At 70.2% G+C, this 22,330-nt stretch carries 18 protein-coding genes; 5 read left to right on the top strand and 13 right to left on the bottom strand.

Annotated features, from left to right (window positions below):
• Nucleotides 1-42 precede the first annotated feature (42 nt).
• The 6 genes from AQI94_RS02610 to hrcA all read right to left on the bottom strand — a co-directional run bounded on the left by AQI94_RS02610 (nucleotide 43) and on the right by hrcA (nucleotide 5,227).
• Entirely contained in the window at nucleotides 43-576 is a 534-nt protein-coding gene (locus tag AQI94_RS02610; protein ID WP_078902792.1) for a hypothetical protein, read from the bottom strand.
• A gap of 196 nt (nucleotides 577-772) precedes the next feature.
• Nucleotides 773-1,165 carry a VOC family protein gene (locus tag AQI94_RS02605; protein ID WP_031048573.1) on the bottom strand — a complete coding sequence of 131 codons (393 nt, stop codon included), beginning with the start codon at nucleotides 1,163-1,165 and terminating at the stop codon, nucleotides 773-775.
• Nucleotides 1,166-1,182: 17 nt separating this feature from the next.
• Nucleotides 1,183-1,944, bottom strand: coding sequence for a 16S rRNA (uracil(1498)-N(3))-methyltransferase (locus AQI94_RS02600; RefSeq protein WP_031048575.1), 762 nt, complete (start codon nucleotides 1,942-1,944; stop codon nucleotides 1,183-1,185).
• Entirely contained in the window at nucleotides 1,941-3,017 is a 1,077-nt protein-coding gene (locus AQI94_RS02595) for a nitronate monooxygenase (protein WP_031048577.1), read from the bottom strand. Before AQI94_RS02595 ends, AQI94_RS02600 begins: the two co-directional genes overlap by 4 nt.
• Before the next feature lie 53 nt (nucleotides 3,018-3,070).
• Entirely contained in the window at nucleotides 3,071-4,210 is a 1,140-nt protein-coding gene (gene dnaJ / locus AQI94_RS02590; protein WP_031048579.1) for a molecular chaperone DnaJ, read from the bottom strand.
• Nucleotides 4,211-5,227: a heat-inducible transcriptional repressor HrcA gene (gene hrcA / locus AQI94_RS02585; RefSeq protein ID WP_031048581.1), complete on the bottom strand. Its 1,017-nt coding sequence runs from the start codon at nucleotides 5,225-5,227 to the stop codon at nucleotides 4,211-4,213.
• A 151-nt stretch (nucleotides 5,228-5,378) separates the two neighbouring features.
• Between hrcA and AQI94_RS02580 the strand changes: the two genes are divergently transcribed.
• Nucleotides 5,379-6,107 (top strand): MBL fold metallo-hydrolase, encoded by a 729-nt coding sequence (locus AQI94_RS02580; protein WP_031048582.1) that lies wholly within the window; start codon nucleotides 5,379-5,381, stop codon nucleotides 6,105-6,107.
• 34 nt (nucleotides 6,108-6,141) lie between these two features.
• Nucleotides 6,142-6,957, top strand: a complete 816-nt coding sequence (locus AQI94_RS02575; RefSeq protein WP_031048584.1) for a DUF3097 domain-containing protein — start codon at nucleotides 6,142-6,144, stop codon at nucleotides 6,955-6,957.
• Here AQI94_RS02575 and AQI94_RS02570 read toward each other — a convergent pair.
• The 3 genes from AQI94_RS02570 to AQI94_RS02560 form a co-directional block, all read right to left on the bottom strand.
• On the bottom strand, nucleotides 6,935-7,513 hold the full coding sequence (locus tag AQI94_RS02570) for a Uma2 family endonuclease (RefSeq protein WP_225890139.1): 579 nt from the start codon (nucleotides 7,511-7,513) through the stop codon (nucleotides 6,935-6,937). The genes AQI94_RS02575 and AQI94_RS02570 overlap by 23 nt on opposite strands.
• A 99-nt stretch (nucleotides 7,514-7,612) precedes the next feature.
• Nucleotides 7,613-8,845, bottom strand: coding sequence for a radical SAM family heme chaperone HemW (gene hemW / locus AQI94_RS02565; RefSeq protein WP_031048587.1), 1,233 nt, complete (start codon nucleotides 8,843-8,845; stop codon nucleotides 7,613-7,615).
• Nucleotides 8,846-8,875: 30 nt separating this feature from the next.
• A complete protein-coding gene (locus tag AQI94_RS02560) occupies nucleotides 8,876-10,873 on the bottom strand; it encodes an ATP-binding SpoIIE family protein phosphatase (RefSeq protein ID WP_031048590.1) in 1,998 nt (665 codons plus the stop codon).
• A 102-nt stretch (nucleotides 10,874-10,975) separates the two neighbouring features.
• Between AQI94_RS02560 and AQI94_RS02555 the strand changes: the two genes are divergently transcribed.
• Both AQI94_RS02555 and AQI94_RS02550 read left to right on the top strand, forming a co-directional pair.
• A complete protein-coding gene (locus AQI94_RS02555) occupies nucleotides 10,976-15,106 on the top strand; it encodes a HAMP domain-containing protein (protein ID WP_208611829.1) in 4,131 nt (1,376 codons plus the stop codon).
• Between the two features lie 13 nt (nucleotides 15,107-15,119).
• A complete protein-coding gene (locus AQI94_RS02550) occupies nucleotides 15,120-15,662 on the top strand; it encodes a response regulator (protein ID WP_031061641.1) in 543 nt (180 codons plus the stop codon).
• Between the two features lie 91 nt (nucleotides 15,663-15,753).
• Here the strand turns inward: AQI94_RS02550 and AQI94_RS02545 are convergent, their stop codons facing one another.
• Together AQI94_RS02545 and lepA are read right to left on the bottom strand one after the other, a co-directional pair.
• Nucleotides 15,754-17,628, bottom strand: a complete 1,875-nt coding sequence (locus AQI94_RS02545) for an AMP-dependent synthetase/ligase (RefSeq protein ID WP_062229560.1) — start codon at nucleotides 17,626-17,628, stop codon at nucleotides 15,754-15,756.
• Nucleotides 17,629-17,863: 235 nt separating this feature from the next.
• The gene (gene lepA / locus AQI94_RS02540; protein ID WP_031061633.1) at nucleotides 17,864-19,732 is read right to left on the bottom strand and encodes a translation elongation factor 4; all 1,869 of its coding nucleotides are present in this window, start codon (nucleotides 19,730-19,732) and stop codon (nucleotides 17,864-17,866) included.
• 261 nt (nucleotides 19,733-19,993) lie between these two features.
• Here lepA and rpsT point away from each other — a divergent pair, with 261 nt between their 5' ends.
• Complete coding sequence (gene rpsT / locus AQI94_RS02535; protein WP_031061631.1) at nucleotides 19,994-20,254, top strand: 30S ribosomal protein S20; 261 nt, start codon at nucleotides 19,994-19,996, stop codon at nucleotides 20,252-20,254.
• 316 nt (nucleotides 20,255-20,570) lie between these two features.
• On the opposite strand, the gene AQI94_RS02530 is transcribed toward rpsT, so the two are convergent.
• Both AQI94_RS02530 and holA read right to left on the bottom strand, forming a co-directional pair.
• Nucleotides 20,571-20,969 (bottom strand): nuclear transport factor 2 family protein, encoded by a 399-nt coding sequence (locus AQI94_RS02530; protein WP_031061629.1) that lies wholly within the window; start codon nucleotides 20,967-20,969, stop codon nucleotides 20,571-20,573.
• Nucleotides 20,970-21,186: 217 nt separating this feature from the next.
• A complete protein-coding gene (gene holA, locus AQI94_RS02525) occupies nucleotides 21,187-22,176 on the bottom strand; it encodes a DNA polymerase III subunit delta (RefSeq protein WP_199814413.1) in 990 nt (329 codons plus the stop codon).
• Nucleotides 22,177-22,330: the final 154 nt, after the last annotated feature.

The following is a 22,330-nucleotide window of genomic DNA, read 5'->3' as shown; positions in this document are numbered from 1 at the left end:
ATCACCCTATGCACGTGCGGTCCCCGTGCACAGAGGTTTCGATCACTTGCCGTCGGGCCAGCACTGCGGGTCGTTCTGGCACCAGATGGTCCTGGTGACGGTCACCGTGACGGTGGGGCCGGGCTGCCCGGGGTTGTTGACCCGCGGGGTGGGGGTGGCGGTGCAGTCGCCGAGTCCGTCGACGTGGAACCACTGCTTGCCGCCCACGGTGGCGGTGAGGTCCCCGCGCACACACGCGCCGCTGACGGTCCGGGTCACCTTGCCCTTGACGGTGATGTCCTTGCCGTCCCGCGTCTTGCCCTCGCAGTTCACGGTGGCGACGGTGTTCACGGTCGCGCTCGGCGTCCGGTCGCCGTTGTCGTACGAGGCCGTGCAGGTCAGCCAACTCACGTCGGCCTTCTGCCGGTTGAGCTCCTTGGTGACCAGCTGGTCGGTGGTGTACGAGACGGTCGCGGAGCTGACCGCCCCGGTCGGATCACACGCGGCGACCCCGCCCACGGCCAGCACGACACCCCCGACCACACCCGCCACTCGCACCCCGCGCGGCCGACGCCCGTTCCGTCTCAACGCCACCATGAAGGGCAGCCTGCCACCGCGTGCCGTCCGGCGGTAGGGCGCATACGGTCATTGAGCGCGCCGGTTGTGAGTGACCCGGCGTCGACGTGACCGCCGCAGGGGGCTGCCGCCCCCAGGCCCCCGCATCGGCCCGAAAGGCCTCGTCCTCAAACGCCGGACGGGCTGAATGATGCGAAACCGGCGTCGAGAAGTACCGTCAGCCGCGCAGCAGCAGCCACTCCTGCAACTCCACCAGGTTGCCCTCCGGGTCCTTGAGGTGGGCGACGCGCATGCGGTCCGTCATGAGGGACGGGCCGTGCAGCAGGGTGGCGCCGCGGGACGCGAGCTGCTCGCAGTAGGTGTCCAGGTCGTCGACGCGCAGCACCACCAGGGAGCGGTGCCCGGTGGCCGTACCGCCCAGTTCGCCGAGGACCTCCGCCATCATCGCCCGGTCCTGGAGCGCGATGCCCGCCGAGCCGGTCGCGGGGCTGAACTTCTCGTACGGCCCGTCCGCCGCCCCCGACTGGGGCTTCAGGCCGAGGACCTCGGCGTAGAAGCGGTAGCAGGCGGCGAAGTCGGTGACGAGCAGACGTACTTGGGCGAGTTCCACAGCCGTCCTTCCAGGGATCAGGACCAGCGGCCGGTGCGGCCGAGGAGCAGGGCGGTCGCCGCGGTCCCGGCGGTCGATGTACGCAGCACGGTAGGCCCGAGGACATAGGCGCGCGCACCCGCCTCCTCGAAGAGCGCCAACTCGTCCTTGGCGACGCCCCCTTCGGGACCGACGACCAGCACGATCTCGCCCTCGTCGGGGAGTTCGGCGGTGGCCAGCGGCGCGCTGCCGCGCTCGAAGTCGGAGTGGAGCACGGCGGCGAAGTCGGCTTTGGCGAGAAGTGCGGCAACCTGCTTGGTGGTTGCCGCGTCCGCGACCTCGGGGAAGCGGAGCCGGCGGGACTGCTTGCCGGCCTCGCGGGCGGTGGCCCGCCACTTGGCGAGTGCCTTCAGGCCCCGGTCGCCCCTCCACTGGGTGATGCAGCGGGCCGCCTGCCAGGGCACGACGGCGTCGACGCCGACCTCGGTCATGGTCTCGACGGCGAGTTCACCGCGGTCGCCCTTGGGGAGGGCCTGGACGACGGTGATGCGGGGCTGCGCCCGGGGTGCCTCGTGCACCGAGTCCAGCTGGACGATCAGCCGGTCCTTGCCCTCGGTGCCGAGCACCACGCAGTCGGCCCAGTGCCCGGCACCGTCGGTGAGGATGACGTCCTCGCCGGGCTGCAGGCGCTTCACGGAGACGGCGTGGCGGCCTTCGGGGCCGTCGAGGACGTAGCGTCCGCCGGTCCCCGGCTCGGTCTGCTGGACGAAGTGCTCGACGACGAACACCGGTGCGGTCATCGCAGGTCCCCCTTGCCTGACAACGCTGTCCTGGCGGCGTCGAGTTCGGCCGCGAGTATCTCCACGAGCTGCCCCGCGGGCAGTTCGCGTGCCAGCCGGTGGCCCTGTCCCGACCACAGCGCCATGCCCTGGGCGTCCCCGGCCTTGGCGGCGGCCTTGCGGAGCGGGGCGGTCAGGTGGTGGACCTCGGGGTAGGCGGCGGGGGCGTACGGCCCGTGCTCGCGCAGGAAGCGGTTGACCAGGCCCCGGGCGGGCCGCCCTGAGAAGGCGCGGGTCAACTCGGTGCGGACGTAGAGGGGGTTGGTCAGCGCCTGCTTGTGCACGTCATGGGCGCCGGACTCGTGCGCGGCGAGGAACGCCGTGCCGAGCTGGGCCGCGCTCGCGCCGGCGGCGAGGACGGCGGCGATCTGGCTGCCGCGCATGATGCCGCCGGCGGCGACGATCGGGAGGGTGACCGTCTCACGGATCTGGGCGACCAGGGAGAGGAGCCCGAGACCCGAGCCGTCCTGCTCCGGGAGGTCACGGTGGGTGCCCTGGTGCCCGCCGGCCTCGACGCCCTGCGCGATGACCGCGTCGGCGCCCGCGTACTGCACGGCCAGGGCCTCTTCGGGGGTGGTCGCGGTGACGAGGGTGAAGGTGCCGGCGCGCCGCAGCGACTCCAGGGCGTCGCTGCTCGGGACGCCGAAGTGGAAGGAGGCCACCGGCACGGGGTTGTCGAGGAGTACGGCGAGCTTGGCGTCGTACCCGTCGTCACGGCCGCTGTCGGGGTCGCCGAGCTCGGTCTCGTACCAGGTGGCCTCGCCGGCCAGCTGGTGGGCGTAGACCTCCACGGCGGCCGGGTCGGCGTACTCGGGCTGCGGCATGAAGAGGTTGACGCCGAAAGGGCGCCCGGTCAGCCCGCGCAGCTGCTTGATCTCCTGGTACATCCCGTCGGCCGTCTTGTACCCGGCGGCGAGGAACCCGAGCCCGCCCGCCTCGGACACGGCTGCGGCGAGCCGCGGCACGGAGACGCCGCCCGCCATGGGGGCCTGCACGATCGGATGAGGGAAGAGATCGGTCAGTGCGGAGGACATGACGGCATGTTGTCACGTCCTCCGGACAAGTCCGAATCCGACCTTCGCACCGCTCAGGTACGCCCGTTGAACGCGTCCTTCAGCCGCGAGAACAGCCCCTGCTGCCCCGGCTGGAACTGCCCCGTGGGCCGTTCCTCGCCGCGCAGCTTGGCCAGCTCGCGCAGCAGGCGCTCCTGCTCGGGGTCCAGCTTGGTGGGGGTCTGGACCTCGACGTGGACGATGAGGTCGCCGCGGCCGCCGCCCCGCAGGTGGGTGACGCCCCGGCTGTGCAGCGGGATCGACTGACCGGACTGGGTGCCCGGGCGGATGTCGACCTCCTCCATGCCGTCGAGGGTCTCCAGCGGGACCTTGGTGCCGAGGGAGGCCGCCGTCATCGGGAGCGTGACCGTGCAGTGCAGGTCGTCGCCCCGGCGCTGGAACTGCGAGTGCGGGAGTTCGTGGATCTCGACGTAGAGGTCACCGGCGGGACCGCCGCCGGGGCCGACCTCGCCCTCACCCGCGAGCTGGATCCGTGTGCCGTTGTCCACGCCGGCCGGGATCTTCACGGTGAGCGTGCGGCGCGAGCGGACGCGGCCGTCGCCGGCGCACTCCGGGCACGGGGTCGGGACCACGGTGCCGAAGCCCTGGCACTGCGGGCACGGGCGGGACGTCATGACCTGGCCCAGGAAGGACCGCGTCACCTGCGACACCTCGCCGCGGCCGCGGCACATGTCACACGTCTGGGCGGAGGTGCCGGGGGCGGCCCCCTCGCCGTTGCAGGTGGTGCAGACGATCGCCGTGTCGACCTGGATGTCCTTCGTGGTGCCGAAGGCCGCCTCGTCGAGCTCGATCTCCAGACGGATCATCGCGTCCTGGCCGCGCCGGGTGCGCGAGCGCGGCCCCCGCTGCGAGGCCGTACCGAAGAACGCGTCCATGATGTCCGAGAAGTTCCCGAACCCACCGGCCCCGAAGCCGCCCGCGCCACCGCCGCCGGCCTGCGAGAGCGGGTCGCCGCCGAGGTCGTAGACCTGCTTCTTCTGCGGGTCCGACAACACCTCGTAGGCGGCGTTGATCTCCTTGAACCGCTCCTGGGTCTTGGGATCCGGGTTGACGTCCGGGTGCAGCTCGCGTGCGAGCCGACGGAACGCCTTCTTGATCTCATCCTGCGACGCGTCGCGGCGCACGCCGAGAACGGCGTAGTAGTCCGTGGCCACTTACGACTCCGCCAGGATCTGTCCGACGTACCGTGCCACTGCGCGTACCGCTCCCATCGTTCCCGGGTAATCCATGCGGGTCGGTCCGACCACGCCGAGCTTGGCGACTGCCTCGCCGCCCGAACCGTAGCCGACCGACACCACCGAAGTGGAGTTGAGTCCCTCGTAGGCGTTCTCATGACCAATACGTACGGTCATGCCCGAATCCCCGGCCTCACCAAGGAGCTTGAGGAGGACGACCTGCTCCTCCAGGGCCTCCAGGACGGGCCGGATCGTGAGGGGAAAGTCATGTCCGAAGCGGGTGAGATTGGCGGTGCCGCCGATCATCAGCCGCTCCTCGTTCTCCTCGACGAGCGTCTCCAGGAGAGTGGAGAGCACTGTCGAGACCGTACCCCGGTCCTCGACGTCGAAGCCTTCGGGCAGGTCCTCGACCAACTGCGGCACATCGGCGAACCGTCGCCCGGCGACCCTGCTGTTGAGCCGCGCCCGCAGATCGGCGAGCGAGGCCTCCCCGAAGGGTGCCGGGCAGTCGACCATGCGCTGCTCGACCCGGCCGGTGTCCGTGATCAGCACGAGCATCACGCGCGCCGGGGCGAGCGAGAGCAGCTCCACGTGCCGCACGGTCGAGCGGGTCAGGGACGGGTACTGCACGACGGCGACCTGCCGGGTGAGCTGCGCGAGCAGCCGCACCGTCCGGGCCACGACGTCGTCGAGGTCCACGGCGCCGTCGAGGAAGTTCTGGATCGCGCGCCGCTCGGGCGCGGTCATCGGCTTGACGCCCGCCAGTTTGTCGACGAACAGCCGGTATCCCTTGTCGGTCGGGATCCGCCCGGCGCTGGTGTGCGGCTGGGCGATGAACCCCTCGTCCTCCAGGACCGCCATGTCGTTGCGCACGGTCGCCGGGGACACTCCGAGGTTGTGCCGCTCGGTCAGGGCCTTCGACCCGACCGGCTCCTCGGTGCCGACATAGTCCTGGACGATCGCGCGCAACACCTGGAGCCTGCGTTCACTCAGCATCGCGCACACCTCCAGAAGTCGTTCCCTCGGGCACCTTGCCTGGCACTCTGTTCGTCCGAGTGCCAGCACTCCCCGGCAAGTGTACGGCGGTGGGGTAGTCCCTGGGCAAGGCTGGTCCCGCCGGGACCGGTTGTACGGCTAGCGTCGCGGTATGACGGTGACTTGGGAAGAGCTCGGGTGGGAGCGGGTCGCGACCGGCGTGGGGCGCTGCCGGCTGCCCGGCTGGGACTGTACGGCGGGCCTGGTGATCGGCGAGGGCACGGCCCTGTCGGTCGACGCGGGCTCCTCTCTCGCGGAGGGTGCCCGCCTGCGCGCGCAGGCCGGGGAACTGGCCGGCCACCGTGTGACCCATCTCGCGCTCACCCACCCCCACTTCGACCATGTCTTCGGTGCGGCGGCGTTCGCGGGCACGGAGGTGTTCGGCGCGGTCGGCGTGGAGACGGTGCTGGCGGGGCGGGTCGGCCGTGCGGAACTGCGGGCGGACGCCGTGCGCAACGGACTGGACCCGGGGGCGGCCGACGAGGCGGTGGACGCCCTCGTCTCCCCCCGGCACCACGTCTCGGGCGAGTGGACGCTCGACCTCGGCGGCGGCCGCCAGGTCCTGCTGGCGAACGTCGGCCCCGGTCACACGGCCCACGACCTCGCCGTCCTGGTGCCCGGCACCCCGGAGGTCGTCTTCTGCGGCGACCTGGTCGAGGAGTCGGGCGAACCGCAGGCGGGCCCGGACGCCGTACCGCGGCACTGGCCGGCCGCGCTGGACCGGCTGCTGGAGCTGGGCGGCGAGGACGCGCTGTACGTGCCCGGTCACGGAGCGGTGGTGGACGCGGCGTTCGTGCGGGCGCAGCGGGACGCGCTGGCGGCCCGCTTCGGCGTGTCGTAGTGATCCCCGGACCGGTTCTCCTATCGTCATCCGAATGCGCCAGTACTCCGCCGACCTGACCCCTCCGTGGAAGAAGCCCCGGCCGGTGCCGGAGGTGCCCGCCGAGCCCGGCCTGGTGGTCGAGGAGCCGGGCACGGGCTTCTGCGGCGCGGTGATCGGCTGCGAGGCGGGCACGGTGACCCTGGAGGACCGCTTCGGCAAGCACCGGGTGTTCCCGCTGGAGCCCCGCGGTTTCCTCCTGGAGGGCCGGGTGGTGACCCTGGTGCGCCCCTCCTCACCGGCTCCCGTACGACCGTCCCGGACCGCTTCCGGCTCGGTGGCCGTCCCCGGCGCACGCGCGCGCGTGGCCCGCGCCGGCCGTATCTACGTCGAAGGCCGCCACGACGCGGAACTGGTGGAGAACGTCTGGGGCGACGACCTGCGCGTCGAGGGCGTGGTCGTGGAGTACCTGGAGGGCGTGGACGACCTGCCGGCGATCGTCGCCGAGTTCGCGCCGGGTCCGGACGCCCGCCTGGGCGTCCTGGTGGACCACCTGGTCCCCGGCAGCAAGGAGTCCCGTATCGCCGCGTCGGTGACCAGCGAGCACGCCCTGGTGGTCGGCCACCCGTACATCGACATCTGGGAGGCGGTGAAGCCGTCGTCCCTGGGCATCGAGGCGTGGCCCCGGGTGCCGCACGGCCAGGACTGGAAGACGGGCGTGTGCAAGGCGCTGGGCTGGCCGTCGGAGAACACGGGCGCGGTGTGGCAGGCGATCCTGAAGCGGGTGGGCTCCTACAAGGACCTGGAGCCGGAGCTTCTGGGCCGGGTGGAGGAACTGATCGATTTCGTCACGGGTAGCGGTGGGGCCTGACTCCGGGAAACGTTCCGAAATCGCTGGTGTCCATTTCGAGCCCCAGTTCCTCCAAGGGCAGAGGTGCCCCGAACTTCGTGACCTGCTGCCGCTCGTAGTCGGCGTTCTCTCCCTTCCCGGTGGGCCTCGTCAACAGGACGCACTGCGCCATGATCGGGTCGACGATGAGGTAGGCAGGCACCATTCCCGCGGCGTAGATCGAGCGTTTGATTTCATAGTCCCGCTGGACGCTGGTCTTGGATACGACCTCGACAACCATCGTGATCAGGCGACATGGCAGCAGCCGTCCCGAGGCAGGCATCGCCTCACGCTCGAGGACCACCAGGTCCGGCACTGGCTCACTGGCTTCGTCGAGAATGTCGACGTCCTGGGTCTGCAATCGCGACCATCGCTTACGCGGGATCTGGTCCAGCACGTCCTCGACGATCATGTTGTGCACAAGATCAGGGCTGGCCATCATCACGATTTCCCCCCGGAGAAGCTCGACCTTGACGCCCTCGGGAGGCTCAAGCTCCTCGAAGTACTTGGTCATCCCACGCTCGTCCACAGCGGTCATCTCCGTGGCCCTCCACATCCGCCGCGTACTTTTGACGGCAGCTAGGGACCAGGTTAGGGATCGAACCGGCATTCCGCACCGGTTCACTCCGCCGAGTGATCAGTCCACCAAGTCCCGGACCACCGCATCGGCCAGCAACCGCCCCCGCAGCGTCAGCACCGCCCGTCCCTCGTCGTACGGGCCCTCCTCAAGCAGCTTGTCCGCGAGCGCCCGGCTCGCGGCCTTCAGACCCTCCGGCCGCAGCAGGGACAGCGGCACCCCCTCCCGAAGCCGCAGCTCCAGCAGGATCCGCTCGACCCGCCGGTCCTCCTCCGACAGCAGCTCGCGCCCGGCGCCCGGAGACCTGCCGGAGGCCAGCGCGGCCGCATACGCCCCGGGATGCTTCACGTTCCACCACCGCACCCCGCCCACGTGCGAGTGCGCCCCGGGGCCGGCCCCCCACCAGTCCGCCCCGCGCCAGTACAGCTCGTTGTGCAGGCACCGGCCCGCCGGTGAGGTCGCCCAGTTCGACACCTCGTACCAGTCGAATCCGGCCGAGGACAGCGCCTCGTCCGCGATCAGGTACCGGTCCGCGTGCTCGTCGTCGTCGGTCATCGGCACCTCGCCCCGGCGGATACGACGAGCGAGCTGTGTGCCCTCCTCGACGATCAGCGCGTACGCCGACACGTGATCGGGGCCGGCCCCGATCGCCGCCTCCAGGGACGCCCGCCAGTCGTCGTCGGACTCGCCGGGTGTGCCGTAGATCAGGTCGAGGTTCACATGGTCGAAGCCCGCCGCCCGGGCCTCCGCGACACACGCCTCGGGCCGGCCCGGGGTGTGCGTGCGGTCCAGCACCTTCAGGACGTGCTGCCTCGCGCTCTGCATCCCGAAGGACACCCGGTTGAAGCCGCCCTCCCGCAGCGCGGCCAGATAGGCCGGGTCCACCGACTCCGGGTTCGCCTCGGTGGTCACCTCCGCGTCCGCGGCCAGCCCGAACTCGTCACGGATCGCCCCCAGCATCCGTACGAGGTCCCCCGCGGCCAGGAGGGTGGGCGTACCGCCGCCGACGAACACCGTGCGGACCGGGCGCGGGTCGTCGCCGAGGACCTTCCGCGCCAGGCGGATCTCGTCGATCAGCGTCTCGGCGTAGTTGTCGCGGGAGGCCAGCACCCCGCCGGAGCCGCGCAGCTCGGTCGCGGTGTAGGTGTTGAAGTCGCAGTAGCCGCAGCGGGTCGCGCAGTACGGGACGTGCAGGTAGAAGCCGAGCGGGCGGTCGGCGGACCCGGTGAGCGCGGACGCGGGGAGCGCGCCGTCGTCGGGGACGGGTTCGCCGTCGGGGAGTGCGGAAGGCATGTCCTCCATTGTCCAGCACCCCGCGGACACCTATTCCGCCTGCAGGACCAGCAGGGCCAGATCGTCCTCCGGCGGCCGGGCCCCGAAGTCGTGCACCAGCCGTCTGATCCGCTCCGCGATGAGTTCGGCGCCAAGGCCCGCGCAACCGGCGAAGGCCTCCGCGAGGCCGTCCTCGTCGTCGAACTGCCGGGGGCCGCTGCGCCGCTCGGTCACCCCGTCGGTGACGCACAGCAGGCTGTCGCCGGACCGCAGCTCGAAGGTCTCGCTGGTGTACGTCTCGTCCTCGACGACCCCGAGCAGGGTCTGCGGCCGCGCGGCCGTACGGACCTCACCGCCCGCCCCGAGCAGCAGCGGCAGCGGATGTCCGGCGGAGGCGAGGGTGCAGCGCACTCCGCCGTCGAAGGGCGCCAGCTCGCCGTACAGGAGGGACAGGAAGCGGGTCTGCGGGCCGTCGCCGGGGGTCGTGGGGCGTCCGCCCGCGGCCGCCAGGGCTCGTGCCGCCGCGTCCGCGGCCTCCGTCGCGTCGTCGAGGAGCAGCTGGTTGAGGCGGTCCAGGACGTCGGCGACGCGGTAGCCCTCGCGGGCCAGCAGCCGGAGCCAGGGCCGCGCCAGTCCGATCACCACGGCCGCCTCGGGGCCCTTGCCCTGGACGTCTCCGACGGCGAAGCACCAGCGGCCGTCGCCGGCCGGGAACAGGTCGTAGAAGTCGCCGCTGGGGCCGCCCTTGTCGCACGGCTCGTACACCAGGGCGCTGCGCACCCCGGGGATCTCGGCGACCGCGCCGGGCAGCAGCCCGCGCTGGAGCACCGCGCTGATGGTGGCCTGGCGGGCGTACTGGCGGGCCGCGCCGATGGCGAGCGCGACCCGGCGGCTGAGGTCCTCGACGAGCCCGGTGATCTCGTCGGGGAAGGAGATCAGCCCGGCCCGGCCGATGACCAGGGTGCCCAGCGGGCGGCCGCCGGCGGTGAGGCGGTAGGCGAGCGCGGAGCCGTGCGCGGCGTGCGGGCCGAGCGCCTCGTCGGGCCAGGGGAAGGGCACGGGCCCCTGCCGTTCCGGCACCGAGGAGACCGGCGGCTCCTTCTCCAGCGCCCGCCGCAGGTCCTCGATCCTGTTCTCGGAGCAGTGCCACACCCGGGCCAGCCGGGGGCCGGACAGACCGCTCTCGGCCCAGCCCGCCGCGCCGCTCGGGGCCTCACCCGGGCGAGGGGACCCCCAGCGTCCGGCGACCTCGTCCTCCAGCCACACCGCACACCAGTCGGCCAGCCGCGGCACGATCAGCTGGCCGGCGAGCGCGGCGACCAGGTTCTCGTCGAGCTGCCCGGCGAGCAGGTCGGAGGCCTCGGCGAGGAAGGACAGGGCGCCGCGGTTGAGCCAGTCCCGGTCGGGCTCCCCGGGAGGAACGGGTTCGGGCGCGGCCGGGGGCCGGGACGGGGGTGGTGCCGGGGCGAGTATCCCGGCGACCCGCAGCCCCCGCTCGTGCGCCTGCTCCCCGGCGTACGCCTGGATCCCGTCGACGGCGTCCTTGCCTCCGGCCGGCAGCTGCGCCCACACGGTCTTGGCGCCGGTGCGGTAGGTGATGCCCCAGGTCTCGGCGAGGGCGGCGACCAGGCGCAGTCCACGGCCGTACTCCGGTGTGCCGTGCCGGGGTTCGAGGTCGCCGTCCCGGGGGGCGCGCGAGGGGTGGTGGTCGAGGACCTCGACGACGAGCGCCCCGGTGGGGGCCTCCAGACGGCAGTCCACCTCGATGTCGGTGCCCGCGTGCACGACGGCGTTGGTGACCAGTTCACTGACCACGACCACGGCGTCGTCGGCCTGCCGGTCGCTGAGCAACTCGGTTCCGGGAAGCGCCAGTTCGGTCCATTCGGCGACCGCAGCGCGTATCAGGGCCCGGGCCGAGCCCGGGGCGAGCGGACCGCCGGGGAAGGTGGCGTGGGCGTGCGCCGGGGCCTGCGGGGGCGCGTCGCCACCGCGCGCGGGCGGATCGGACGCACGGGCAACGGACTCCCGTTGCGCAGGAATGGCCCCCATGCCCGTCTCCCGGAGCAGTTCGGACGAATACACCTCAGTCGATGCGGACAGAGTGACAGACTGGCCACGCCCATAAGCGCCGAGTTACCGAAGTGGGCCGCCATGAGTGAGAACAGTGGTACGCCTGTGCTCGAAGAAGGACACAATGCCGACCGGATTCGAGCATCGGACCTGCGTCCCCTGCTCGCCGCGATGACGGCTGCCCGGGACGGCGACTTCCGCCGGATGCCGGAGTCCGGGGACGGGATCGTGGCCGAACTGACGGCCGTCTTCAACCAGTTGGTGGACCGCAACGTCCACTTCACCGGCGAGGTCAACCGGGTCAAGCGGGAGCTGGTGCGGCACGGCCGCCTCGACGAACGGCTCTCCCCCAGCCCGGGGCAGGGGACGTGGGCCTCCCGGGTCGACGACGTGAACCAGCTGCTCGACGCCCTGGTGGCGCCGGCCGCCAACGCGACCCGGGTGCTGGACGCGGTGGCCGGCGGCGATCTGACCCAGCGGGTCGACCTGCACGACGGCAACCGGCAGCTGCGCGGTGATCTGCGGCGGCTGGGCCGGGCCGTGAACAAGATGGTCGACCAGCTCTCCCTGTTCACCGGCGAGGTGACCCGGGTGGCCCGTGAGGTCGGCACCGAGGGCCGGCTCGGCGGACGGGCCAAGGTGACCGGTCTCTCGGGCAGCTGGCGCGATGTGACGGAGGCGGTGAACACCATGGCCTCGCGGCTGACCGCCCAGGTCCGGGACATCGCCCTGGTGACGACCGCGGTGGCCCGCGGCGACCTGACCCGCACGGTCACGGTCGAGGCGACCGGCGAGCTGCTCGAACTGAAGCTGACCGTGAACACGATGGTCGACCAGCTCTCCGCCTTCGCCGACGAGGTCACCCGGGTCGCCCGCGAGGTCGGCACCGAGGGGCAGCTGGGCGGCCGGGCCCAGGTGCGCGGGGTGTCCGGGGTCTGGAAGGACCTCACGGACAACGTCAACTTCATGGCGTCGAACCTGACGTCCCAGGTGCGGAACATCGCCCAGGTGACGACGGCCGTGGCCAACGGCGACCTGAGTCAGAAGATCACCGTGGACGCCCAGGGCGAGATCCTGGAGCTGAAGTCGACCATCAACACCATGGTGGACCAGCTCTCCGCCTTCGCCGACGAGGTCACCCGCGTGGCCCGCGAGGTCGGCACCGAGGGCAACCTCGGCGGCCGGGCCCAGGTGCGGGGCGTCTCGGGCGTCTGGAAGGACCTCACCGACAACGTCAACTTCATGGCGGACAACCTCACTTCGCAGGTCCGCAACATCGCGCTGGTGTCGACGGCCGTGGCCCAGGGCGACCTCGGCAAGAAGATCACGGTCGAGGCGAAGGGCGAGATCCTGGAGCTGAAGTCCACCATCAACACCATGGTCGACCAGCTCTCCGCCTTCGCCGACGAGGTCACCCGCGTCGCCCGCGAGGTCGGCACCGAGGGCAACCTCGGCGGCCAGGCGCAGGTGCGGGGCGTCTCGGGCGTCTGGAAGGACCTCACCGACAACGTCAACTTCATGGCCCTGAACCTGACCTCACAGGTCCGCAACATCGCCCAGGTGACGACCGCCGTCGCCAACGGCGACCTGTCGAAGAAGATCACGGTCGACGCCCGTGGCGAGATCCTCGAACTGAAGGACACCGTCAACACGATGGTGGAGCAGCTGCGCGCCTTCGCCGACGAGGTCACCCGGGTGGCCCGCGAGGTCGGCACCGACGGCCGGCTCGGCGGACGAGCGCAGGTGCTGGGGGTCTCCGGGGTGTGGCGGGACCTGACCGACAACGTCAACTACATGGCGGACAACCTCACTTCGCAGGTCCGCAACATCGCCCAGGTGACCACGGCCGTCGCCAACGGCGACCTCTCCAAGAAGATCGACGTGGACGCGCGCGGCGAGATCCTGGAGCTGAAGACCGCCATCAACACCATGGTCGACACCCTCTCCTCCTTCTCCTCCGAGGTCACGCGGGTGGCCCGCGAGGTGGGCTCCGAGGGCCAGCTCGGCGGCCAGGCGCGGGTCGAGGGCGTGTACGGCACCTGGAAGCGCCTGACGACCAACGTGAACGAGCTGGCCTCCAACCTGACCACCCAGGTCCGCGCGATCGCGGAGGTGGCCTCCGCGGTGGCCCAGGGCGACATGTCCCGCTCGATCACCGTGGAGACGCAGGGCGAGGTCGCCGAGCTCAAGGACAACATCAACCTGATGGTGGCCAACCTCCGCGAGACGACCCGCGCGAAGGACTGGCTGGAGTCCAACCTCGCCCGCCTGGCCGCGCTGATGCAGGGCCACCGGGACCTGATGGAGGTCGCCGACCTGATCCTGCGGGAGCTGACCCCGCTGGTGAACGCGCAGTACGGGGCGTTCTTCCTGGCCGACCCGGACGAGGACGGTACCTCTCTCCGCACAACCGTTCCTGCAAAGGGACTGGCGTTCATCGCGGGCTACGGCTCGGCGCAGGGCGCGACCGTCGACACCGGCGGCATGCCGGTCCACGGTCTGGTGCGTCAGGCGGCCCGCGAGAAGAAGCGCATCCTGGTGGAGGAGGCCCCGCCGGACTACATCAAGATCAACAGCGGGCTGGGCGAGGCGGCCCCGGCGAGCGTCGTCATCATCCCGATCCTCTTCGAGGACAAGCTCCTCGGCGTCATCGAGCTCGCCTCCTTCTCCCGCTTCTCCGACGTCCACCTGGCGTTCTTCGACCAGTTCGTGAACACCATCGGCGTCGCCATCAACACCATCATCGCCAACTCCCGCACCGAGTCCCTGCTCGGCGAGTCCCAGCGCCTGGCGATGCAGCTCCAGGAGCGCTCGGACGAACTCCAGATGCAGCAGGCGGAGTTGCAGCGCTCCAACGCGGAACTGGAGGAGAAGGCAGCCCTGTTGGCCACCTCCTCGCAGTACAAGTCGGAGTTCCTGGCGAACATGTCCCACGAGCTGCGCACCCCGCTGAACTCCCTGCTCATCCTGGCCAGGCTGCTCTCCGACAACCCGGACGGCCATCTCTCCGACCAGGAGGTGCAGTTCGCGACGACGATCCACCGGTCGGGAAGCGATCTCCTGCAACTGATCAACGACATCCTGGACCTGTCGAAGATCGAGGCCGGCCGGATGGACGTACGCCCGAAGAAGCTGCCGCTGATCAAGCTCCTCGACTACGTCCACGCCACCTTCCGTCCGCTCACCCTGGACCGGGGGCTGGCCTTCGAGGTGGCGGTCGGCGAGGCCGTGCCGCGCGAGATGTACTCGGACGAACAGCGCCTCCAGCAGATCCTGCGCAACCTGCTCTCCAACGCGATCAAGTTCACCGCCTCGGGCCGGGTCGAGCTGCGCGTGAACCGCGTCAAGGACCCCGAGCACCGGTACGTCCGCGACAGCGACGACGTGGTCGCCTTCGCGGTCTCCGACACCGGCATCGGGATCGCCCGGGAGAAACTCCCGGTGATCTTCGAGGCGTTCCAGCAGGCCGACGGCACGACCAACCGCAAGTACGGCGGCACCGGGCTCGGTCTGTCCATCAGCCGGGAGATCGCGGGTCTGCTGGGCGGCCGTATCGTCGCGGAGAGCGAACCCGGCAAGGGCTCCACGTTCACGCTCTACGTCCCCGTCGTCAGCCCCGGCCACACGGCGACCGGCCCGACCGCCGAGGACCAACCCCTGCCGGCCCCGGAGGACCTGTCCACCGAGCCGTATCCGACCGCCCACGACGCCGAGGACTCGTGGCCGGCGCCCACCAAGCTGGAGGCGTGGACGTCGGGCCGGGCGGGTCAGGTGCTGTCCGGCCGACGGGTGCTGATCGTCGACGACGACATCCGCAACGTCTTCGCCCTCACCCATGTGCTGGGGCGCGTCGGCATGCCGGTCCTGTACGCGGAGAACGGCCGCGAGGGCATCGAGACCCTGGAGCGCAACCCGGACGTCGAACTGGTCCTGATGGACATCATGATGCCGGAGATGGACGGCTACGAGACCATCGCCGCCATCCGCCGCACCCCGCGCTGGACCGGGCTGCCCATCGTCGCGCTCACCGCGAAGGCCATGCCCGGAGACCGCGAGAAGTCGATCGCGCGCGGCGCCAACGACTACGTACCCAAGCCGGTGGACGTCGATCAGCTGCTGACCGTCGTCTGCGCGCTCCTGGACCCCGAGGGCGCACAGACGCAGGAGCGGACCGACGCGGAGGAGGCGGTGGTTCCGCCCACCGACAACTGAATGAGGCTGTCACATGAACGCTGAGGCAAGGACCGACGACAGTGCCGGCATCCTCCTGGTCGACGACATGGAGGACAACCTGATCGCGCTGGAGGCGGTTTTGGGGTCCCTCAACGAACCGCTGGTCCGCGCCCGTTCGGGCGAGGAGGCGATGAAGGCCCTGCTCCGCCGCCGGTTCGCGCTGGTCCTCCTGGACGTGCGCATGCCGGGCATGGACGGCTTCGAGACGGCGGCGAACATCAAACGTCTGGACCAGACGAAGGACGTCCCGATCATCTTCCTGACGGGCACGGACGACTCGGGCTACGCCTTTCGCGGCTACGCGACGGGAGCGGCGGACTATCTGACCAAGCCGTTCGACCCGTGGGTGCTGCGCGCCAAGGTGAGCGTGTTCCTGGAACTGCACCGCAAGAACCAGCAGCTGGAGCGGCTGCTGGTTCGACAGCGGACGGACTACGAGGAGGTCAGCAGACAACTGGCGGACCTGGAGCAGGACTTGACGGAGCCTCAGCAAATGAGGGTCAAGGAACTCCGGCGCCTTCTCGAGAAACGGTGAACTGTCCCACCCAGGGGCGCGGGGAACTGCGCGACAAACCACGACGCACCGCAAGCCGCCCAGCAGCCCCCGCCACCCCTCCGCGGACGCGCTACGCCTCGCGAGACCCCGCGTACATCTCATCGATCAGATGCTTGTACTCCCGCTCCACCACAGGCCGCTTCAGCTTCAGACTCGGCGTGATCTCACCGTGCTCCACATCGAGATCCCGCGGCAGCAACCGGAACTTCTTGATCGTCTGCCACCGCTGAAGCCCCTCGTTGAGCTGCTTCACATACCCCTCGACCATGGACACGGTGACGGGCGCCGCGACGACCTCCGCGTACGACTTGCCTTCGAGACCGTTCTCCTTGGCCCAGTCGAGGATCGAGGGCTCGTCCAGCGCGATGAGCGCCGTGCAGAAGTTCCGGTCCGCGCCGTGCACCAGGATGTTGGACACGTACGGGCACACCGCCTTGAACTGCCCCTCGACCTCGGCGGGCGCGATGTACTTGCCGCCGGACGTCTTGATGAGATCCTTCTTGCGGTCGGTGATCCGCAGATACCCGTCGGGCGACAGCTCGCCGATGTCCCCGGTGTGGAACCACCCGTCGGCCTCCAGCACCTCGGCCGTCTTCTCGGGCAGCCCGTGGTAGCCCTCCATGATCCCGGGGCCCCGCAGCAGGATCTCGCCGTCGTCGGCGATCCGGACCTCGGTGCCGGGCAGCGGCTTGCCGACCGTACCGGTGCGGTAGGCCTCCCCCGGGTTGACGAAGGAGGCCGCGGAGGACTCCGTGAGGCCGTAGCCCTCCAGGATGTGGATGCCGGCGCCCGCGAAGAAGTAGCCGATCTCGGGCGCCAGCGCGGCGGACCCGGAGACACACGCCCGCAGGTTCCCGCCGAAGGCCTCCCGGATCTTCGCGAAGACCAGCCCGTCGGCCACCTTGTGCTTGGCGCTCAGCCCGAAGGACGCGGAGGCGACCCCGGTGCGGCGGAAGTTGTCCTGGGTCTCCTTGGCGTAGGCGCGCCCCACCTCGGCGGCCCACTGGAAGATCTTGTACTTGGCGCCACCGCCCGCGCGGGCCTTCGCCGCGACCCCGTTGTAGACCTTCTCGAAGATGCGCGGGACGGCCGCCATGTACGTCGGCTGCACGATCGGCAGATTCTCGATGATCTTGTCGACGCGGCCGTCGACAGCCGTGACGTGACCGACCTCGATCTGCCCGGAGGTGAGCACCTTGCCGAAGACGTGGGCGAGCGGCAGCCACAGGTACTGCACGTCGTCGCCGCTGATCAGACCGGTCGCGGCGATCGCCTTCGCCATGTACGCCCAGTTGTCGTGCGGGAGCCGGACCCCCTTGGGGCGGCCGGTGGTGCCGGAGGTGTAGATCAGCGTCGCGAGCTGGTCCTTGGTGATCGCGCCGACGCGCTCCTGGATCAGCTCGGGGTCCTTCTCCAGGCGGGCGGCGCCACGGGCCTCCAGCTCGGTGAGCGTGAGCACGAAGTCGCTGGTCTCCACGCCCGCCGGGTCGATCACCACGACATGGGTGAGCGCGGGCAGCTCGCCGCGCTTCTCGATCGCCTTGGCGAGCTGGGCCGCGTCCTCCGCGATCAGCACCCGGCTCTCGGAGTCGGAGAGGATGAACGCCGACTCGTCGGCGTTGGTCTGCGGATAGACCGTGGTCGTGGCGGCACCGGCGCACATGATGCCGAGGTCCGCGAGGATCCAGTCGAGACGGGTCGAGGAGGCGAGGGCGACCCGCTGCTCGGGCTGCACCCCCAGCTCGATCAGCCCGGCCGCGATGGCGTGCACCCGCTCCGCGGCCTGCGCCCAGGTGAGCGACTTCCACTCGTCCGGGCCCTGGCCGGAGGCCGCCGGCACCGGGTAGCGGTACGCCTCGGCCTCGGGTGTGCTCGCAACGCGCTCCAGGAAGAGGGTCGCCACACTCGGCGGGCGGTTCTCGATCAGTGTCTGTGTGTCGCTCACGACATCCTCCGGGCCCGCGACAGTGCGGCTGGCTCTCAGGTTTGCGGCTGTTGTTTAACTCGCGAGTAACTATCGAGCAGAGATCAGAGTAAAGCGCGGCCGACCCGTTCGTAAGGGGCGGCGGCCTGTCACTTCCTACAGAGCGCGACGTTACGCACGCGTAGGGGCCCGTCGCACTTTCGCACGACGGACCCCTTTCCGTCCGATTCGACAGGCAACCGGCTGTAACCCGCGGTTACTTCTTGCCCTTGCCCGACCCCGCGCTGTCATCGCTGGAGAGCACCGCGATGAAGGCCTCCTGCGGAACCTCCACGGAACCCACCATCTTCATCCGCTTCTTGCCTTCCTTCTGCTTCTCGAGCAGCTTCCGCTTACGGGAGATGTCACCGCCGTAGCACTTGGCGAGGACGTCCTTGCGGATGGCGCGGATGGTTTCGCGGGCGATCACCCGGGAGCCGATGGCGGCCTGGATGGGCACCTCGAAGGCCTGCCGCGGGATGAGCTCGCGCAGCTTGGCGACGAGCCGCACACCGTAGGCGTACGCCGCGTCCTTGTGCGTGATCGCCGAGAAGGCGTCCACCTTGTCGCCGTGCAGCAGGATGTCGACCTTGACCAGGGACGACGTCTGCTCGCCGGTGGGCTCGTAGTCCAGCGAGGCGTATCCGCGCGTCTTCGACTTCAGCTGGTCGAAGAAGTCGAAGACGATCTCCGCGAGGGGGAGCGTGTAGCGGATCTCGACGCGGTCCTCGGAGAGGTAGTCCATGCCGAGCAGGGTGCCGCGCCGGGTCTGGCACAGCTCCATGATCGAGCCGATGAACTCGGTCGGGGCGAGGATCGTGGCGCGTACGACGGGCTCGTACACCTCGTTGATCTTGCCCTCGGGGAACTCGCTCGGGTTGGTGACGACGTGCTCGGTGCCGTCCTCCATCAGGACCCGGTAGACCACGTTGGGCGCGGTGGCGATCAGGTCGAGCCCGAACTCGCGCTCCAGGCGCTCACGGATCACGTCGAGGTGGAGCAGGCCCAGGAAGCCGACGCGGAAGCCGAAGCCGAGGGCCGCGGAGGTCTCCGGCTCGTAGACGAGGGCGGCGTCGTTGAGCTGGAGCTTGTCGAGGGCCTCGCGCAGCTCCGGGTAGTCGGAGCCGTCCAGCGGATACAGACCGGAGAAGACCATGGGCTTGGGGTCCTTGTACCCCCCGAGCGCCTCCGTGGCCCCCTTCTGCTGGCTGGTTACGGTGTCACCGACCTTGGACTGGCGGACGTCCTTCACACCGGTGATCAGATAGCCCACCTCGCCGACACCGAGGCCGTCGGCGGCCAGCATCTCCGGCGAGTTCGTCCCGATCTCCAGCAGCTCGTGCGTGGCGCCCGTCGACATCATCTTGATGCGCTCGCGCTTGTTGAGCTGGCCGTCGATGACACGGACGTACGTCACGACCCCGCGGTAGGAGTCGTAGACCGAGTCGAAGATCATCGCGCGGGCGGGGGCGTCCTTGACGCCGACCGGGGCCGGGACCTCCTTGACGACCCGGTCAAGCAGCGCGTCGACACCGAGCCCGGTCTTGGCGGAGACCTTGAGGACGTCGGACGGGTCGCAGCCGACGAGGTTCGCGAGCTCCTCGGCGAACTTCTCGGGCTGCGCGGCCGGCAGGTCGATCTTGTTGAGCACCGGGATGATCGTGAGGTCGTTCTCCATCGCCAGGTACAGGTTGGCGAGAGTCTGGGCCTCGATCCCCTGGGCGGCGTCCACGAGGAGGACGGTGCCCTCGCACGCGGCGAGCGACCGCGAGACCTCGTAGGTGAAGTCGACGTGCCCCGGGGTGTCGATCATGTTGAGGATGTGCGTGTTGCTCTTGTCGCCGGTGGGGGCCCACGGCAGACGCACCGCCTGCGACTTGATCGTGATTCCGCGCTCACGCTCGATGTCCATGCGGTCGAGGTACTGAGCACGCATCTGGCGCTGCTCGACCACACCGGTCAGCTGGAGCATCCGGTCGGCGAGGGTGGACTTGCCGTGGTCGATGTGCGCGATGATGCAGAAGTTGCGGATCAGAGCCGGGTCGGTACGGCTCGGCTCGGGCACGTGGCTGGGGATCGCGGGCACGCAGGGTCCTGATTCTTGAGGCGTCCGCAGTGTCTGCGGTCTCGGGTCGGATCGATACGTAGCCTCCATGGTCCCACGGGCGGGGACCGGCGACCGGTTTGGGCCACTCACCGGGCCGCTGGTACTCTGGGTGGCTGTGTCTCATGCCCTCTCAGCGCGAGGCACAACTCCAAGAAATCACCTGGTCCGGAACCAGGGTCTTCCTTGCTCTTCTGCTCGGAATCCTCCTGACTCCGTGCCTGAACCTGTAGAGGCTCATTCGTGGCGAACATCAAGTCCCAGATCAAGCGGATCAAGACCAACGAGAAGGCTCGGCTGCGCAACAAGGCCGTCAAGTCCTCCCTGAAGACCGCGATCCGCAAGGCCCGTGAGGCCGCTGCCGCGGGTGACACCGAGAAGGCCGCCGAGCTGAACCGCGCTGCTGCGCGCGCGCTCGACAAGGCCGTCTCCAAGGGTGTCATCCACAAGAACCAGGCCGCCAACAAGAAGTCGGCGCTTGCTTCGAAGGTCGCGGGCGTCTAAGCCTTACTTTCTCTGATCTGACCGGTCCCGTTCCACGGGGCCGAACCGCCGGAAGGACCCAGAGCGGGCCCTCTCATCCGCTCCCGACCGGCTCCCAGGAGTCACGCGCGGCCTGCGTTCGCCACGCGGGCGTGACTCCGACAGCTCGATCAGCTCGATACGAAGACCCCGGTGTGCTCGCCCTTCCCCAGGGCGGGGTGACCGGGGTCTTCGTCATGCGTCCCGGCGGGGTGTGTGCGGCTCGTGCCCTTGCGACTCGTGCGTTTGCGGCTCGTGCGTTTGCGGCTCGTGCGTTTGCGGCTCGTGCCCTTGCGGGTCACTCCGCCCAGAACTCATTGCTCTTGTCGATGTCCTCAAGGCACTCGTCGAGGTCGGTGACCTTGTCCCCGACGATGCGGAAGACGATGCATCCGGTGTCGTCCAGGTGCCTGCCCCGCCGCTCGGCCGTGACCCGGCACATCCCGACGGCGTGCCCACGCCCGTCGACGGCGATCCCGAGCATCTCCAGACGCATCGACCCACCCGTCTCCTGCCCGAGCTTCCGGTACATGTCGATGATCGCGTCCTGCCCCTTGAAGTCCCCCGAGAGCGGGTGGTTTCCGGGCACGTGATGCGTGGCATCCTTCGCGATCAGCTCCCGCAGGGTGTCCATGTCCCCACGGGCGAACGCCTCGAACCCCTGACGAACCAGCACTGCGTGCGGATGTTCAGCCATGACGACCGCCACCTCTCTGCTGTCCGGCGATGTTCGGCTGACAGGAACGATTGTCCTCCCCGGGGACAGGGGGAGCCAGCTTGAGAAGCGAGAAGGGAAGGGGCCGGGCGCCAGCGCGGACGCGCTACGGCGGCAGTACGGGGCACCCTCCAGGACACCGCGAGCCCTGCCGGCAACGGCAACAGCAACGGCGAAAACTCAGCTCCGCCACGCGCCGCTAGCCCCGCCCCCGTGAACGGGCCGCCCGAGCGATCGCCACCACTGCCTTCTCCAGGGCGTACTCGGGATCGTCCCCTCCGCCCTTCACCCCGGCGTCCGCCTCAGCCACGGCCCGCAGCGCGTCGGCGACACCGTCCGGCGTCCACCCCCGCATCTGCTGCCGCACCCGATCGATCTTCCACGGCGGCATCCCCAGCTCACGCGCGAGATCAGCGGGCCGCCCGCCCCGAGCCGACGACAGCTTCCCGATGGCCCGCACGCCCTGCGCCAGCGCGCTGGTGATCATGACCGGAGCGACTCCGGTCGCCAACGACCACCGCAACGCCTCCAGCGCCTCCGCGGCCCGCCCCTCCACCGCCCTGTCGGCGACAGTGAAGCTGGACGCCTCGGCCCGCCCGGTGTAGTACCGCCCCACGACGGCCTCGTCGATCGTCCCCTCGACATCGGCGACCAGCTGGGACACCGCGGCCGCCAGCTCTCGCAGATCGCTCCCGATCGCGTCGACCAGCGTCTGACACGCCTCGGGCGTGGCCGACCGCCCGGTCGCCCGGAACTCCTGTCGCACGAAGGCCAGCCGGTCCGCCGGCTTGGTCATCTTCGGGCAGGCGACCTCGCGCGCCCCCGCCTTGCGCGCGGCGTCGAGCAGCGCCTTGCCCTTCGCCGCCCCCGCGTGCAGCAGCACGAGGGTGATCTCCTCGGCGGGCGCCCCGAGATACGCCTTCACGTCCTTGACGGTGTCGGCGGACAGGTCCTGCGCGTTGCGCACGACCACGACCTTGCGCTCCGCGAACAACGACGGGCTGGTCAACTCGGCCAGCGTCCCCGGCTGCAGCTGGTCCGACGTCAGATCCCGCACATCCGTGTCCGCGTCAGCGGCCCGAGCAGCGGCGACCACCTCCTGCACAGCCCGGTCGAGCAGCAGTTCCTCCTGCCCCACAGCGAGGGTCACGGAGGCGAGGAGGTCGTCATGAGCAGTCTTCTTGGCCATCGCGTACAGCATGGCACGGGGCACTGACAGTGCCGCGGCCACGGGCACCGACGAGTGTGCGCCGGTGCGGCCGGTGAGGCCGGTCACGCGGTCCCCGCGCCACGGACGCCCGCGCCTCAGGGCCGGGCCGGCTGGCAACAGGCCGCCCGCGTTC

It is taken from the genome of Streptomyces pseudovenezuelae, from assembly GCF_001513955.1.
Taxonomy (GTDB): domain Bacteria; phylum Actinomycetota; class Actinomycetes; order Streptomycetales; family Streptomycetaceae; genus Streptomyces; species Streptomyces pseudovenezuelae.
This window is presented reverse-complemented; position numbering and strand designations above follow the sequence as displayed.

What these genes read in the sequence shown, in the direction of transcription:
- AQI94_RS02575 (WP_031048584.1), top strand. Translation starts at nt 6,142, where the DNA reads ATGCGCCAGTACTCCGCCGACCTGACCCCTCCGTGGAAGAAGCCCCGG.
- AQI94_RS02570 (WP_225890139.1), bottom strand. Translation starts at nt 7,513, where the DNA reads ATGACCGCTGTGGACGAGCGTGGGATGACCAAGTACTTCGAGGAGCTT.
- AQI94_RS02595 (WP_031048577.1), bottom strand. Translation starts at nt 3,017, where the DNA reads ATGTCCTCCGCACTGACCGATCTCTTCCCTCATCCGATCGTGCAGGCC.
- AQI94_RS02550 (WP_031061641.1), top strand. Translation starts at nt 15,120, where the DNA reads ATGAACGCTGAGGCAAGGACCGACGACAGTGCCGGCATCCTCCTGGTC.
- AQI94_RS02560 (WP_031048590.1), bottom strand. Translation starts at nt 10,873, where the DNA reads ATGGGGGCCATTCCTGCGCAACGGGAGTCCGTTGCCCGTGCGTCCGAT.
- hrcA (WP_031048581.1), bottom strand. Translation starts at nt 5,227, where the DNA reads ATGCTGAGTGAACGCAGGCTCCAGGTGTTGCGCGCGATCGTCCAGGAC.
- AQI94_RS02610 (WP_078902792.1), bottom strand. Translation starts at nt 576, where the DNA reads ATGGTGGCGTTGAGACGGAACGGGCGTCGGCCGCGCGGGGTGCGAGTG.
- holA (WP_199814413.1), bottom strand. Translation starts at nt 22,176, where the DNA reads ATGGCCAAGAAGACTGCTCATGACGACCTCCTCGCCTCCGTGACCCTC.
- hemW (WP_031048587.1), bottom strand. Translation starts at nt 8,845, where the DNA reads ATGCCTTCCGCACTCCCCGACGGCGAACCCGTCCCCGACGACGGCGCG.
- AQI94_RS02580 (WP_031048582.1), top strand. Translation starts at nt 5,379, where the DNA reads ATGACGGTGACTTGGGAAGAGCTCGGGTGGGAGCGGGTCGCGACCGGC.
- AQI94_RS02600 (WP_031048575.1), bottom strand. Translation starts at nt 1,944, where the DNA reads ATGACCGCACCGGTGTTCGTCGTCGAGCACTTCGTCCAGCAGACCGAG.
- AQI94_RS02555 (WP_208611829.1), top strand. Translation starts at nt 10,976, where the DNA reads ATGAGTGAGAACAGTGGTACGCCTGTGCTCGAAGAAGGACACAATGCC.
- AQI94_RS02530 (WP_031061629.1), bottom strand. Translation starts at nt 20,969, where the DNA reads ATGGCTGAACATCCGCACGCAGTGCTGGTTCGTCAGGGGTTCGAGGCG.